Origin of the sequence: Neisseria sp. HMSC061B04 (assembly GCF_001836705.1) — a bacterium.
Lineage (GTDB): Bacteria > Pseudomonadota > Gammaproteobacteria > Burkholderiales > Neisseriaceae > Neisseria.
Genome location: NZ_KV830170.1, coordinates 71,930 through 86,192, shown reverse-complemented (window position 1 = coordinate 86,192; position 14,263 = coordinate 71,930). Strand labels below are relative to the sequence as shown.

Annotated in this window: 9 protein-coding genes and 1 pseudogene; all 10 read right to left on the bottom strand. The window is 49.7% G+C overall.

Features of this window, described 5'->3' with window-relative positions:
- Positions 1-260: 260 nt before the first annotated feature.
- The 10 genes and pseudogenes from HMPREF2661_RS00860 to thrC all read right to left on the bottom strand — a co-directional run bounded on the left by HMPREF2661_RS00860 (position 261) and on the right by thrC (position 14,235).
- A complete protein-coding gene (locus tag HMPREF2661_RS00860) occupies positions 261-2,357 on the bottom strand; it encodes a TonB-dependent receptor plug domain-containing protein (RefSeq protein WP_070822100.1) in 2,097 nt (698 codons plus the stop codon).
- Positions 2,358-2,698: 341 nt separating this feature from the next.
- Entirely contained in the window at positions 2,699-3,442 is a 744-nt protein-coding gene (locus HMPREF2661_RS00855) for a hypothetical protein (RefSeq protein WP_070822099.1), read from the bottom strand.
- Positions 3,443-3,717: 275 nt separating this feature from the next.
- A complete protein-coding gene (gene cls, locus HMPREF2661_RS00850; RefSeq protein ID WP_070822098.1) occupies positions 3,718-5,211 on the bottom strand; it encodes a cardiolipin synthase in 1,494 nt (497 codons plus the stop codon).
- A gap of 143 nt (positions 5,212-5,354) precedes the next feature.
- The gene (hemE, locus tag HMPREF2661_RS00845) at positions 5,355-6,416 is read right to left on the bottom strand and encodes a uroporphyrinogen decarboxylase (protein ID WP_070822097.1); all 1,062 of its coding nucleotides are present in this window, start codon (positions 6,414-6,416) and stop codon (positions 5,355-5,357) included.
- A gap of 136 nt (positions 6,417-6,552) precedes the next feature.
- Entirely contained in the window at positions 6,553-7,776 is a 1,224-nt protein-coding gene (locus HMPREF2661_RS00840; RefSeq protein ID WP_070822096.1) for a heme biosynthesis protein HemY, read from the bottom strand.
- Positions 7,773-9,044: a uroporphyrinogen-III C-methyltransferase gene (locus HMPREF2661_RS11715; RefSeq protein ID WP_234398635.1), complete on the bottom strand. Its 1,272-nt coding sequence runs from the start codon at positions 9,042-9,044 to the stop codon at positions 7,773-7,775. Before HMPREF2661_RS11715 ends, HMPREF2661_RS00840 begins: the two co-directional genes overlap by 4 nt.
- A gap of 156 nt (positions 9,045-9,200) precedes the next feature.
- A pseudogene (locus HMPREF2661_RS11710) lies at positions 9,201-9,896 on the bottom strand (uroporphyrinogen-III synthase); the annotation flags it as partial.
- A gap of 73 nt (positions 9,897-9,969) precedes the next feature.
- Positions 9,970-10,746 (bottom strand): ferredoxin--NADP reductase, encoded by a 777-nt coding sequence (locus HMPREF2661_RS00830; RefSeq protein ID WP_036491181.1) that lies wholly within the window; start codon positions 10,744-10,746, stop codon positions 9,970-9,972.
- Positions 10,747-10,830: 84 nt separating this feature from the next.
- Complete coding sequence (gene msbA, locus HMPREF2661_RS00825; protein ID WP_070822095.1) at positions 10,831-12,597, bottom strand: lipid A export permease/ATP-binding protein MsbA; 1,767 nt, start codon at positions 12,595-12,597, stop codon at positions 10,831-10,833.
- Positions 12,598-12,825: 228 nt separating this feature from the next.
- Positions 12,826-14,235 carry a threonine synthase gene (gene thrC / locus HMPREF2661_RS00820; RefSeq protein ID WP_049322152.1) on the bottom strand — a complete coding sequence of 470 codons (1,410 nt, stop codon included), beginning with the start codon at positions 14,233-14,235 and terminating at the stop codon, positions 12,826-12,828.
- Positions 14,236-14,263 lie beyond the last annotated feature (28 nt).

Here is a 14,263-nt window from a genome sequence, read left to right as displayed (position 1 = left end):
GCCTAGCATAACTGCTAATCTACGTCAGCCCCTATTTTATTTATATTGGAAGAATGAGTAGTCAGTTTTCAGAAGGAATCAAATCATGACCGATTCGGAAAAGAAGCCCAATGGAGACGATTTGAAGACTGGATAATCCGTTGTGTAACTAGCAAGGGAGAGGAAACAATTTAAAATCAAATTGTTTACGAATTATAAAAGGCCGTCTGAAAATTGAATTTCAGACGGCCTTTAGTTTCTTTATAAGGTCGTTCGTATCATCAGAAACGATAGTTCACACCCAAGGCAAACTCGCGGCCGCGTTCGTAGAATGGGACGCGTCCGTTGCCGTCGGGGAAGCGTTGGCTGTGCGAACGGTATTGCTTGTTGCCGATGTTGTTGACGGCGAAGTTGACGTTCAGGTTGTCTTTTTTCAGCGGCTGCCAGTTGGCGTAGATGTCGTGTACGCCGTAACCGGCTTTCTTGCCGTGTATCGTGCCTTGTCCGCGGGCGACGTCGGTGTATTTCACGCTTTGGGCGTAGCGGCCGCGCCAGCCGATTTCGAGTTTGGGGTTTTCAAACTGGTAAGACAGACCGGTCAGCCATTGGCGGCCGGTGTTCCAGAAGGTGAACGAGCTTTCGTGGTCTTCTGCTTGAATCGGGCTTTCGCCGTAGTACATTTCGCCGTTCAGACGGGGTTTGACGTAGGACACGCCGGCGCGCGCGGTCAGACCGCCCCAGCGATAGGATGCGTCAAGTTCATAGCCGTAGGTTTTGAGCGTGCCGCCGTTGTAAATCTTGCCGCGTTCGGTGATGGAGGCGGTGTTGTTGTTGATTTTTGCCCAACGATAGACGATGAGGTCTTTGATGCGTTGGTGGAACACGCTGCCGCTGACGTTGAAGTTGTCGTTGCGCCATTTGAAGCCCAATTCGGCACGGCGGGCGGTTTCAGCTTTGAGGTTGCTGTCCAAATCGGCGGCAGCGCCTGCACGTTCGTTAGCCAACAGGGCTTCGTTCAGGCGGGGCGCACGGCTTGCCTGATTGAGGTTTGCCAAGAGGGAGAAATTGTCGTTGATGTCCCAAATCGCGCTGATACTGGGGTTGAGCTGACCGTGCGACGCGCTTTGTTTGCTGGCGGCGTTGTATTTGAAATGGTCGTAACGCAGGCCGGTGGTCAGGGTAACGGGGTGCAGGTTCCAAATGCCTTCCGCGTACACGCCATATTCAGCCTTTTTCTCTTTGTCGCGGTCATACAGGCCGAGAATTTTCAGCCATGCTCCTTTGTCAGAAGGCTCGGAGGTTTCGTGGCGGTAGTTGACGCCGTATTTCACCATGTGTCCGTCGCCGAAGGAGCTGGCGAGGTTCAGATTCGCGCCGGTCGCTTTGATTTTGCTTAGTTCAAGCTGACCGATGGGAACGCCGCCTTGCGCCGTGCCGGAAGCTTGGGCTTTTGGAGAAGGAGCGCCTTTAGGCGGTTTGGTGTCGTCGGTATTGATTTGGAAGACGTTGGCGTCGATTTTGTCGATAAAGCCGACGTTGCGGCCACGGTATTCCAGATTGTAGGTCTGCTCTTTTTGATAAGTGCCGTCCACGCCGATGTAGCTGTCAACGTTTTGGAACTCGGCTTTGTCGGTGCGGTTCCCTTTTTGGTATTCCTGACGGTAGGTCAGGCGGATGCCGTGGTCGTCGTTGAAATCGTAGCCGAGTTTGGCGAGGTAGCTGTGCTGTTTCAGACGACTGCCGAGGTTGACATTGCCGTTGCCGTCTTTGTAGTCACGGTTGTTGAGGAAGTTGCCTGCAAACAGGGCATCGAAGCCGTTTTGATAGCCGTAAACCGCTGCGCTGCCGGTTGAGCCTTTATTGCTGCTCAAGCCTGCGCCCAGTTTGAAACCGAAAGGTTTGCCTTCGGTCAGCAGGTCTTTTGCGTCAACCGTTGTTACACGGATGGTACCGCCGACCGCACCCAAACCCGCGCTCGCCGCGCCCGTACCTTTTTCGACGTTGATGCTTTTCACCAAAGCAGGATCAAGCTGGAAGCGGCTTTGGTGGTGGAAGATTTTTGTGGATTGGCTGGTGTTGTCGACTTCTAGGTTAATTTTGTCTTCACCAACGCCGCGGATGCTGTAAAACTGCGCCACGCCGTTGCCGCCACCGACATCCATACCGATTTGGTCTTTCATGACTTGTTTTAAATCGGTCGAAATTTCGCGGTCGAGCTGGTTGCGGGTTACACGAGTCGGTACGGCAGTACCGGTGACCTTAATTTCATTCAGCTCGGCAGTTTCTGCGGGTTGCAAATTTTCGGCATGAGCGAAGCCTGTTGATAGTGCGAGTGTAATGAGACTAAGGTGGAATACAGGAAAAGAGGTTTTATTCATGATTTTTCCCAAGGAATAAAAAAATTGACCGTTTATTCTAATTATTTTAATAATGATTATCAAACTACAAATAAATGTAAAAGAACATATTGGTCTCATTTTGATTTGTAGTTTGGATATTTTTATAAATATCAATTGGTTTATTTATGGTTAAATTTTGTAAAACTATTTTGAGAGAAAATATGTTGAGGCTTACTTTTTTGAAACTGAAGAAAAGGGATGAGTTGAATATTTATCGATGATAAATATTGTGCATAAGTGTTTTAAAAGGCCGTCTGAAAAGTGTTTTTCAGACGGCCTTTAAGTTTAACAAGCTTAACTATGCAGTTTGTGAGGCTTGTTTATTTGGAAGGTGGTTGGGCATATCCATTATCGGCTGGGAATGCGTCAGGTTCGCTATTTTTTTGCGTCGGATCGTATAGTTCAAAAATCGCTGTACCAATTACACCGGTGTTGTTGATGGAACCTTTATCCGAGTTTGCAGCGTAAGAGTCTTCTGGATTGCTGAATACAAAAGATGCTACAGCATCGTCACTTTTACGGAAACCTTCGATTACCAGTGAATCATGTGGGTACAAAACATAGCCATCTGAGTATCTGCTGGCTGCTTGGCCTGAGACGACATCCAAACCATCCACGCTGGCTATGATTTCCAAAGTTTTATTACTATTGTTCTTATAAACCAAACGGTATGACTGGCCGTCTTTTCCTTGTAAAAAGTAGTTGCTGCCGTCGCGGAAGATTGGAAACAGGTCGCCATTGTCAGATTGTACGGATAATTCTACTTTGCCTGCGGCTAAAGAAATCGAGTTGATTTTTTTACCGCGATAATCTTTAGCAGAGTAATTCAATACGCCTTCTGCCAAAGGGTTTTTAGTAACACGGCGCAAATCTACGGAATGAACGGAAGACTGAACTTCATCTCCCCAGCTGGTTCCTAGTTTTTCTGCTGTTTCTACGCTTTGGTTAGCCATTTCTGATTCGGCTGCTGCAGGAGCTTCGGACGAGGGGGATTGTTGAGAACAAGCAGCCAAAATTGCAGCCAACAGCATTGGCAGCCACAATTTAAATTTTATTTTGAACATAATCGCTCCTGAGATAATTTAATGGGTTAACAATTTGAATACGTTAGATAATATGAAAATTATCCGTATTCTATCCTATTAATCTAATTGGGTAGAAAGCCGGGCTGTAAAAACAAGATAAATTATTTATAGTAATTAAAACATAATGGGATATCTCGAACCGATTTGAAAATAAACCGGACTTAGATTTTATAAGTTTGTATAGCAGATTAATCTGTTTCCATATAAAAAGGCCGTCTGAAAAGTATTTTTCAGACGGCCTAAATATTTATGTTTTACAGTAAAGGACTCATCAGGCGGACGGCATTTTCTACGAGGCCGCGGAGTTTGGAGCGTTGTTGCCATGATTTGATGGCAATGTAGCTGCTGTTTTTAAGGTAGCTGCGCTGTAGGTGGCAGATTTGTTTAGTGGTATCGCGATCGTAGATGGCGAGGCTGATTTCGAGGTTGAGGAAGAAGCTGCGCATATCCATGTTGACCGTGCCGAAGAGGGAGTAGTCTTCGTCAATGGTCATGGTTTTGGCATGTAGAAGACCGCCTTCAAACATGGCGATCTTGACACCGGCTTCCAGCAACATAGGGTAGTAGGCGCGTGAGGCATAGCGTACCATCAGTGAATCGACTTTGGCAGGCAGTATCAGGGTCACTTTGACGCCACGTTTGGCGGCAACGGTTAACGCCATGAGAAGCGGCTCGTCGGGGACAAAGTAGGGAGTAGTAATCGTGATTTGTTTGGTGGCGGCATAGATGGCGCTGATGATGGTTTCGTAGATAACGAAGCTGCTTTGCTCTGGGGCGGATGGAATGATTTGGGCAACAATATCGCCTTGCTGCATTTTTTCAGGAAGGATTTTGGGCAGCAGGCTTTGGGCTTGGTTGAGGTATGTTTGTACGTTTTGGAGGTTTTCATCGGTTTCGACGGCGAGGTCGGCGAAGAAGACGGCAGACAGTTCCAAAACCATAGGCCCTGTACAGCGCATCATGGCATCGACCCATTCTCCGACGCCAGAGTTTTGTTTGAAATAGCGCGGGTCGACAAGGTTGAAGCTGCCGGTGTAACCGATTTTGCTGTCGATAACGAGGATTTTGCGGTGGTTGCGTAGGTCGGTGCGTGTGAATAATGTACGCCAGATGCCGACAGGTAAGGAGGTATGTACTTCAATACCTGCTTTGCGCAATTTCTCTACCCAATCGCTTTCAAGAAAGCTCCTGCTGCCGACGGCATCGGCCAGTATGGAGCAGTCTACGCCTCTGGCTTTGGCAGCAAGGATTTCATTTAGAATTTCTTCGATGCGGCCTTTGGGCTCGATAATGTAAAAGGCCAACAGGCAGGAATGGGCTGCGGCGCGTATGTCTGTAAGCATACTATCGATGATGGCATCGGTGGTCGAGAGTAGGCTCATGGCGTTGCCTTTGGTGGCACCCAGCCCCGTTCCTTTTTCGGCAACTTTACTGATGCCGTGGTAACGTGATTTGACTTGGTCGGCAATGTCGAGATAGATATCGGCTAGGTGGGCGGCGGCAAAGTTGTGGTAGAAGCGGTACATTTCGCCGGTACGTTTGGCGCGGGCCGTGCCGAGACGAGGCTCGCCGATAAGGATGTAGGCGATGGTTCCGAACACGGGGAAAAGGAAGAGGATAATCAGCCAGGCAAAGGTTGAGCCGATGTTTTTTTGTTTGTACAACACGCGCAGCATGCAGACGAGTGCGGCGCAGGTGTGGGCGAAGATAAAAATTTCGGTCCAAGTGATGTCTTTTAAGAAATTCATATTCGGTAGGGATTGGTTAAGTTTTTAAATTTGAAGGTTGAGGCCGACAAGCTACAAATATTAAGTATATAGAAAAACCGTCTGAAAACAAATTTACACGATAATTGTGTTTTTGTTTTCAGACGGCCTTTGCGTTGTTTCCATTAACGGTGATACTGACGGGACAATTCGTGTACGGTATCGACCAGAATTTTGGCGTGTTCGGGGTCGGCGTGTTGGTTGATGCCGTGTCCGAGGTTGAAGACATGGCCGCTGCCGTGTCCGTAGTCGGCAAGGATGCGCGCGACTTCGGTGCGGATAGATTCCGGTGTTCCAAAGAGGGCAAACGGGTCGAAGTTGCCTTGCAGGGCAACTTGTTCGCCAACGCGACGGCGGGCTTCACCAATGTTGCAGGTCCAGTCCAAGCCCAATGCGTCTGCGCCGATTTCCGCCATGCTTTCCAGCCATAAGCCGCCGCCTTTGGCAAATACGATAACAGGCACGCAGCGGCCTTCGTTTTCGCGTTTGAGTCCGGCAACGATTTGTCGGATGTACTTCAGGCTGAATTCTTTAAATGCGGTATCGCTCAACACGCCGCCCCAAGTGTCGAAAATTTGTACGGCTTGTGCACCGGCATCGATTTGGGCGTTGAGATAAGCGGTGACGGCTTGGGCATTGGTGTCGAGGATTTTATGCAGCAAATCAGGACGCGAATACATCATGGTTTTGATGGTGCGGAATTCTTTGCTGCTGCCGCCTTCAACCATGTAGCAGGCGAGTGTGAACGGGCTGCCGGAGAAGCCGATGAGTGGCACGCGGCCGTCCAGTGCTTTACGGATGGAAGTTACGGCATCAAAGACGTATTGCAGTTTTTCCATGTCGGGAACTTGCAGTTTGGCGATGTCGGCTTCGTGTTGCAAGGCACGTTCAAATTTCGGGCCTTCCCCTTCGGCAAAATACAGACCCAAACCCATGGCGTCGGGAACGGTCAGAATATCGGAAAACAGGATTGCTGCGTCCAGATCAAAACGTTCTAAAGGCTGGATGGTAACTTCGGTTGCCAGCTCGGTGTTTTTGCACAAATCGAGAAAGCTGCCTGCGCGCGCGCGCGTGGCTTTGTATTCAGGCAGATAGCGTCCGGCTTGGCGCATCATCCAAATGGGCGTGTATTCGACAGGCTGTTTGAGCAGGGCGCGGAGGAAAGTATCGTTTTTCAGAGCAGTCATGATAAATAGGCTTTCTGATTTGGTGTGTTGGAACAAAGTTCAGACGGCCTTAGTTGTTTATTCAGGCCGTCTGAAATGATTAAATGGTTGGTTTAGTTGTAGATTTCATGTTGTCGCTTAATGCGAAATCAGCACATCAATTGGGTTGAGGAAGGGCTGACGGATGTTCTTCTTCAGCCACGCTTTCCAAAACCAGATTGCGTTGTTCTTGCGCTTTTTGAGGCTGATCGGTTTCATCAAATACACGAGCCAAAACCAAATGCGCAGATACGCTGGGTTGCAGGGCGATGCTGGCTTCGAGGTAGCCTTGGGCTTTGCCCCAAAGTTTGCGGCCGTAAGCCAGTTGGCCAAGATACATCAACAGTAGCGCATTGTTCGGTTGTTCCTGCAGCCAAGAATCTGCCAAATCGATGGCTTTTTGCTGGTCGCGCTCGCTTAGGAAACGAACGGATTCGACAAATACTTCCAAAAGCTCGGGCTGGCGGTTTTGCGGATAATGGGTTTTTACCCATTTGACCGCTTCGGCATACAAGCCCAAACGCTCGTATTTTTCGGCAATCGCGACGCACAATTCGCCAGATTTCACACTTTCGGGAATCTGTTTCAAACAGGCTTTCAGACGGCCTGCATCGGTTACTTCGCTCAAGAGGCGGCGATATGCCCAGTTTTGATACTGTTCTGCTTCGTAATCGTTGATGGCGCCGGCTTTGACCAGTTTTTCCGCTTTTGCCAAGACATCTGAAGCATCGCCGTGATCAAAGGCATAACGCAATTGCAGGCGCACCAAGCGGCTCAAGTTGCCGTTGATTTTTGCTGCGGCTTCAAGGTTTTGTGCGGCAGTCGGATAATCGCGGCGGCCCAGTGCGGATTCTGCCAGCAAAAGATGACGGGAAAGCTGTTGTTTTTGCGGAAGGTGTTCGATTTCGTGCAGGTAGCGGTCGCGCAGTTCAAAGTTTTCCATTTGGTCGGCCGCGTGCGCGCCCAACATCAAAGCCAGGGTGCGGTTGTCGCCGGCTTCTTTGTTTTGCAAGACTTTGGCGGCTTCTTGTTCGGCTTTTTCAAAACGGCCTTCAAAATATGCCAAACCTGCACTGTTCAAAGAGGCAGAAGCCTGACGGCCTTTGCGGGCAATGCCGAATCGTTGCATACGTGCCGGAAGGTTCAAGAGGCCGAACACGAATTTAATCAGGAAATACAAGACGAATACGCTCAACAGCAGGCCTAAAACAAAGGCATGCAGATTGATGCGCAGCATGGTTTGCTCAACTACGACGTACACGTTGCCTGTATAAATGCCGGAAGCCAACGCTAAACCGACGGCGGCGGCAAACAGAATGACAATCCAAACGACGGTTTTCATGCTTGCTCTCCTTTAATTTTGGCAGCAGGCTTGGTTTGGTTTTGTGGTTTGGCAGCTTCGGCAGCCGGTTCTTTTTTGTTTTCAGACGGCAAGGCAGGTGCTTCCAGAGATTGAGGGGCAGAAGCGGCAGCCGGTGCGGCAGTTGTGGCTTGCTCGGTAGCTGCCGCCGGAGCGGAAGCGGTTTTCTCGGCAGCTTGGGTTGGTGCGGCCTCTTCGGCTGTCATTTGTGTACGCGAACCTTCTTGATAAGCGCGAACGGCGCTCAAGCTGGCTTTCAGGCTGTCGTCTGAAATCATGCGGACATCAAGGGCTTTGAGTTCGGCCAACTCTTTCAGCCATGACTGGGTAGCAGGGGATTTGCTGTCGAAGTATTGTTTTACGGTCGCTTCAACATTGTTCAAATCGCTTTGATACACTTCGCCGTTGTGTTGCAACAGGGCAATGCGCGCATCCAAAAGGCGAAGGCGCAGGTTTTCGCGGATGAAGTAGGTTTGTTCGGGCGAAATCAACATGGCGTCGTTGCTGTCCAGATGACGGACTTCAACCAAACCTTTGAGGGCATTGAGGGATTTTTCCCATGTGTTTTCCCACCAAGTTCCTGAATGGGCGGTTTCGACAGGTGCGGCACCCGGTTTCAATACGCCGTCCAAGACCAAAGGCAGGCCGGAAATGGCGGTTTCCAAACGGTCGATACGCAAGGCGGTAGCGGAAATATCGACATAAGGACGGTTTTTCAGCGCGGCCAAATCATTGCTGATGGCTTGTTTGACGGGGATAAGCTCGGGCTGGTCAAAACGGCTTAAACGGCTGTCGATGTGTTCCAATACGCTGACCGCGCCTTGGAGGTTGCCTGACAGCATCAATTGTTGCGAAGCCGTGTTCAACATGGATTCGGCTTCATCAACCAGCCAGTTGACACGGCCTTTGAGCAGCTCTTGATAAGCTTTTTGCGTTTGCAGAATTTGATCGCTATTGCTTTTTTGACCGTTGTTCAAGCGGTCTAACTCGGCCTGAATAGCGGTTTGGCGGTTGAGGTTGTCTTTTAAAAGGCTGGCGTTTTCAGACTCGTCCAACGCAGCTTTGTCGATTTTTTGATTGAATTCGAGCTCTTGGTTTTTTAAAACATTTTGACCCTGTACAAACAGGAATCCGCTCGCGCCCAAGCCAAGCAGTGCCAAGACGGTTGCACCTGCGGCCAAGGCTTTGCCGCCGGATTGTTTGATGATGACAGGGGCGTTGTTTTGTGGGAGATTGTTGGACTCGGGCATGCTCGCCTCCACTTGCTGAGGTTGGGTAGGTTTGATTGGTTCAGATGGCCTGGTGTTTTCAGAACGTTCAGGCGCCGGTGCTGCCGTATTGGCAACTTGTCGGGTATCTTTATTGTCTTCGACTTGGTTCACTGCTTGGCTCCTTTGTGGCATGGATGAAAGTGCAGCGGATAGAGAAGTGACGGTTTCTACATGTTTGGCACCGACGATGCGAAGCGCATCGGCAATACGTGGATGGTGGGTAAAGTATAGCAAGGATTCGAAGAATCGGGAAAATTGCGGCGGAATCTGATGGAAAAATTCGCGCGCGAGTTCGCCGGATGTGACGTAGGCGGCGGCGATGTCTTCGGTTTTAAAGTTTTGCCAATCGATGGCGTGTGGCCGTCTGAAATAGATTTCGGCGATGTCGATTTGGAAACCCAATTCGGTCAGTTTGTCTGCTAGAAAATCACGGCCGCCATGACCTCGAATGATTAAAACTCGGGCATTGGGTGGCAGGTTTTTCCAAATAGGCATTCTCAAGACGGCTTCGCTGTCGTTGCCGTCTTCGGGAGAGAATACGGGATAGGGGGAGAATTGTGCCAAAGTATGTTGGCTGGTTTGGCCGACAGTAATGTGTGCTCTGGGGCCGTCTGAAAAGTTCAAGTGCGGCGCTGCGGTTTCAATAGCGGTGGGGCTGACCCAAAACACGACATCGGCTTGCTTAAATTGTTCGGGAAGTTTGTTTAGTGCCGAACGGTCTGCCTCTATTTCGATCGGACTCAATACTTGAGCCTGCCAACCGGCTGCATGGCAGGTTTGGATATCTTGTTGCGGACGGTTGGACGGACGGATAATGAGTAGAGTAGGCATAATGTGGGATAAATTATTAAGGTTTTAGGCCGTCTGAAAGAAGGGTTTCAGACGGCCTGTTGCCGGGGATACGTTATTGATCGACGAATGCGCGCTCAATCAGGTAGTCACCGCGGACACCGGTTTTCGGAGAAACGGTCAGGCCGAATCCGTCCAAGACGTTGCAGGTGTCTTTCAACATGGCAGGGCTGCCGCACAACATGGCGCGGTCGTCTTGCGGATTGATTTTAGGCAGGCCGATGTCTTCAAAGAGTTTGCCGCTGCGCATCAAATCGGTCAGACGGCCGTGGTGTACATAGTCTTCGCGTGAAACAATCGGGTAGTAAATCAATTTTTCTTTAACCAAATCGCCCAAGTATTCGTGTTCGGGCAATTCTTTGGTAAAGCGGTCGTAGTATGCCAAGTCTTTTTTGTAGCGTACGCCGTGAACCAAGATGATTTTTTCGAATTGCTCGTAAATTTCAGGGTCTTTGGTAATGCTCAAGAAAGGGGCGATGCCGGTACCGGTGCTCAAGAGGTAGAGGTGTTTGCCCGGATTCAGGTCGCCGGCAACCAGTGTACCGGTCGGTTTTTTACTGATGAGGACATCATCGCCGACTTTAAGGTGTTGCAGGCGGCTGGTCAATGGGCCGTCTTGTACTTTAATGCTGAAAAATTCCAGATGCTCTTCCCAGTTGGCGGAAGCCACGCTGTATGCGCGCATCAGCGGTTTGCCGTCAACCATCAGGCCGACCATGACGAACTGGCCGTTTTCAAAGCGCAAAGATTCGTCACGGGTGCAGGTAAAAGTGAAGTAAGCGTCGGTCCAGTGGTGTACGGACAAGACTTTCTGGGTATTGAATGCTGCCATTGATATTTCCTGTCGGATAAGGCCGTCTGAATAGGATAAGTCGGGGCGGCCGAGGTTAATAAAAAGAGTGGAATACGGCTTCAGCTACTTGCTCGCCGGTACGGCTGATTTTTCGCTGAGGCTGTGCAGGTCGGCATAGCGTCCGCCTGCGCTGATTAATTCTTGGTGTGTGCCTTGTTCGACGACATTGCCTTCATGCATGACAACGATGTTGTCGGCTTTTTCGATGGTAGAAAGTCGGTGGGCAATCACCAAAGTGGTACGGTTTTGCATCAGGTTTTCCAATGCGGTTTGTACCAAACGTTCGGATTCATTATCCAATGCGCTGGTGGCTTCGTCCAAAATTAAAATCGGCGCGTTTTTCAAAAGCGCACGCGCGATGGCGAGGCGTTGACGTTGGCCGCCGGACAGTTTTAAACCGTTTTCGCCGACTTCAGTGTGCAGGCCTTGCGGCATTTTTTGGATAAATTCCCAAGCATTGGCTGCTTTTGCGGCATTGATAATTTCTTCTTCGCTAAATTTGTCAGCTTGTGCATAGGCAATGTTTTCAGCAATCGTACCATTAAACAGGACAACGTTTTGGCTGACGAATGCCATGCGGCTGCGCAAGCTTTCGAGCGTATATTCATTGATGTTGATGCCGCCGATCAAGATCTCGCCCTCATTGGGATTGAGGAAGCGCGGCAACATATTGGCCAAGGTGGTTTTGCCGCAACCCGATGCGCCGACCAATGCAGTCACTTTGCCTTGCGGCACAAGCAGGTTGATGTGGTTCAAGCTGTTGCGTTCGGCTTCGGGATAGCGGTGTACAACATCGCAAAATTCGATATCGCCAGGGTTTGGGCTGAGGATTTGTTTGCCTTCGTTGCTTTCTTCGGGTTGATCCAAAAAGGTGAAGACACTTTCAGCCGCCGCCAAACCGCGTTGCAGGGACTGCATCACGCCGGTCATGCGTTTGATGGGGTCAAACATCATGATCATGCTGGACAAAAACGACATAAAATCGCCTGCACTAAATCCTGAAAGCCCTGCTTGGCGGGCGGCTGCGTAAATAATCGCAGCCAGTGCAACCGAAGCCATCAATTGCGTAATGCCGGTACCGACAGAGCTGGCGGAAACCTGTTTGAGCAGGTTGCGGCGAACATCATTGGCAATACGGTCGAGGCGGCGGTTTTCATAATCTTGGCCGCCGTAGATTTTTACAACGCGTTCACCATTAATGCTTTCGCCCAAGACCTGCATCAGCTGGCCAAGATAAATTTGGTTGTTGGCAGACAGTTTGCGCAGGCGTTTGCTGACTGTTTGGATACATACAGCAACAACCGGCAAGATGATAAAAGTAATCAGGGTCAAACGCCAGTTCAGATAAGTCAGCAAGCCCAACAGGCCGACTACGCTCACGCCGTCTTTGGCAATCACGGTAATGACGTTGAACCCTGCATCGGTAATTTGATTGACGTCGTTCAAGATACGAGACATCAAACGGCCACCGGTATTGCTGCTGAAATACGAAGTCGGCAGGTGCATCATTTTGTTGAACATTTCACCGCGCAAGCGCTGCACTAAGTGGCTGGACAGATACGTCGTGCAATATTCGTTGATGAAGTTAAACAGGCCGCGAACGAAAAACAGCGCCACAATTGCCAGCGGCAACCATGACATGCTTTTCATGTTTTTATCGACAAAACCTTCATTGATCAAAGGTTTGAGCAAGTAACCGAAAGCCGGCATCGTACCGGCGACAATCAGCATGGCCACTACGGAGACGATAAACATCTTCCAATAGCTTTTCAAATATCCAAGCAAGCGCTTGTATAACTCCCAGTTGGATGTGGCTTGTGTTGTCTGCATATCAATCCAAATTTAGAGCAAACATGCAATTCTAAACGAAAATATCTGTCATTACAATGTTTGCAATTGAAAGTCAAAAGGAGTCGGTATTGTTTTAACGCCTTGATTTTATATTGGGAACGACTGTGGTTTGGTGGGTTTGGCAATAATGTTGCCCACTTCTTAAATATCGGTTGCGGCCGTCTGAAAAAGTTTCAGACGGCCTCATCAGTCGTCAAGGACGGCCGGTTAAGCCAGAGCTTCCTTAATGATGTCTTTTACTGCCGTCGCATTATTAGGGACAACACGGACCCGTTGCGGCAGATTTTCCAAGCCTTCCAATGCGGCAGGGCGGGGGATGGAAACTTCGCCGACCGCTTCATGGATGGTGGCTTCAAATTTGGCGGCCAGTGCGGTTTCGAGGCAGACGATGGTTTCGCCGGCTTCGCGGACTTCACGGGCAACTTTGACGCCATCGGCTGTATGCGGATCAATCAATTCATGATCTTGCTCGTAAACCTGTTTGATGGTGGCAAGGCGGTTGGCATGGGTCGATTTACCGGAAACAAAGCCATATTGTTGATGTACTTTGTTTAAGGCAAATTCCAAATTGAAGCCTTTGCCGGAGGCTACTTCCGCCCATAAGGTTTGGATTTCGTCCGCATCGCGGTCCATCAGGTCAAACACAAAACGCTCGAAGTTGGAGGCTTTGGAAATATCCATAGACGGGCTGGAAGTGACGTGGGTGTGTTCGCTGTTGCGTGGGCGATATGCGCCGGTTTTGAAAAATTCGTCCAATACGTCGTTTTCGTTGGTGGCGACAATCAAGCGGTGGATAGGCAGACCCATTTGACGGGCGATATGGCCGGCGCAGACATTGCCGAAGTTGCCGCTTGGTACGCAGAAGCTGACTTTTTCGTCATTGCTTGATGTGGCGTTGAAATAACCGGCGAAGTAGTACACGACTTGGGCGACGATGCGGCCCCAGTTGATGGAGTTGACTGTGCCGATGTGGTATTTGGCTTTGAATTCGGCATCGTTTTGTACGGCTTTGACGATGTCTTGACAGTCGTCAAACATGCCTTCAACGGCGATATTATGAATATTGGCATCTTGTAGGCTGAACATTTGCGCGCGTTGGAATGCGCTCATTTTGCCTTCCGGAGAAAGCATGAAGACGTTGACACCTTTTTTACCGTGCAGGGCATATTCGGCGGCAGAGCCGGTATCGCCGCTGGTGGCGCCTAAGATATTGAGTTCTTTGCCTTCTTTGTTCAATACATATTCAAACGCATTGCCCAAGAATTGCATGGCCATGTCTTTGAATGCCAAAGTCGGGCCGTTGGAGAGGGCTTGGATTTTGATGCCGTCTGAAAGTGTACGCACCGGAGTAATGGCTTTGGTACCGAATACTTCTTCGGTGTAGGTGCGGTTGATGATGTCGCGTAAATCATCAGCAGGGATGTCGGTGGCAAACAGGCTCATGACTTCAAACGCCAGCTCGGGGTAGCTGAGTGTGCGCCATTGGTCTAAAGTAGCACGGTCGATTTGAGGGTATTGCTCAGGCAGCATCAAACCGCCGTCAGGAGCTAAACCCATCAATAAAACTTCGCTAAATTGCTTGCGTGCGGTCGCACCGCGGGTGCTGATGTATTTCATGGTTTCTTCTCTATGTATTTAAAATTCA

What these genes read in the sequence shown, in the direction of transcription:
- HMPREF2661_RS00855 (WP_070822099.1), bottom strand. Translation starts at nt 3,442, where the DNA reads ATGTTCAAAATAAAATTTAAATTGTGGCTGCCAATGCTGTTGGCTGCA.
- thrC (WP_049322152.1), bottom strand. Translation starts at nt 14,235, where the DNA reads ATGAAATACATCAGCACCCGCGGTGCGACCGCACGCAAGCAATTTAGC.
- HMPREF2661_RS11715 (WP_234398635.1), bottom strand. Translation starts at nt 9,044, where the DNA reads ATGCCCGAGTCCAACAATCTCCCACAAAACAACGCCCCTGTCATCATC.
- HMPREF2661_RS00830 (WP_036491181.1), bottom strand. Translation starts at nt 10,746, where the DNA reads ATGGCAGCATTCAATACCCAGAAAGTCTTGTCCGTACACCACTGGACC.
- msbA (WP_070822095.1), bottom strand. Translation starts at nt 12,597, where the DNA reads ATGCAGACAACACAAGCCACATCCAACTGGGAGTTATACAAGCGCTTG.
- HMPREF2661_RS00860 (WP_070822100.1), bottom strand. Translation starts at nt 2,357, where the DNA reads ATGAATAAAACCTCTTTTCCTGTATTCCACCTTAGTCTCATTACACTC.
- cls (WP_070822098.1), bottom strand. Translation starts at nt 5,211, where the DNA reads ATGAATTTCTTAAAAGACATCACTTGGACCGAAATTTTTATCTTCGCC.
- hemE (WP_070822097.1), bottom strand. Translation starts at nt 6,416, where the DNA reads ATGACTGCTCTGAAAAACGATACTTTCCTCCGCGCCCTGCTCAAACAG.
- HMPREF2661_RS00840 (WP_070822096.1), bottom strand. Translation starts at nt 7,776, where the DNA reads ATGAAAACCGTCGTTTGGATTGTCATTCTGTTTGCCGCCGCCGTCGGT.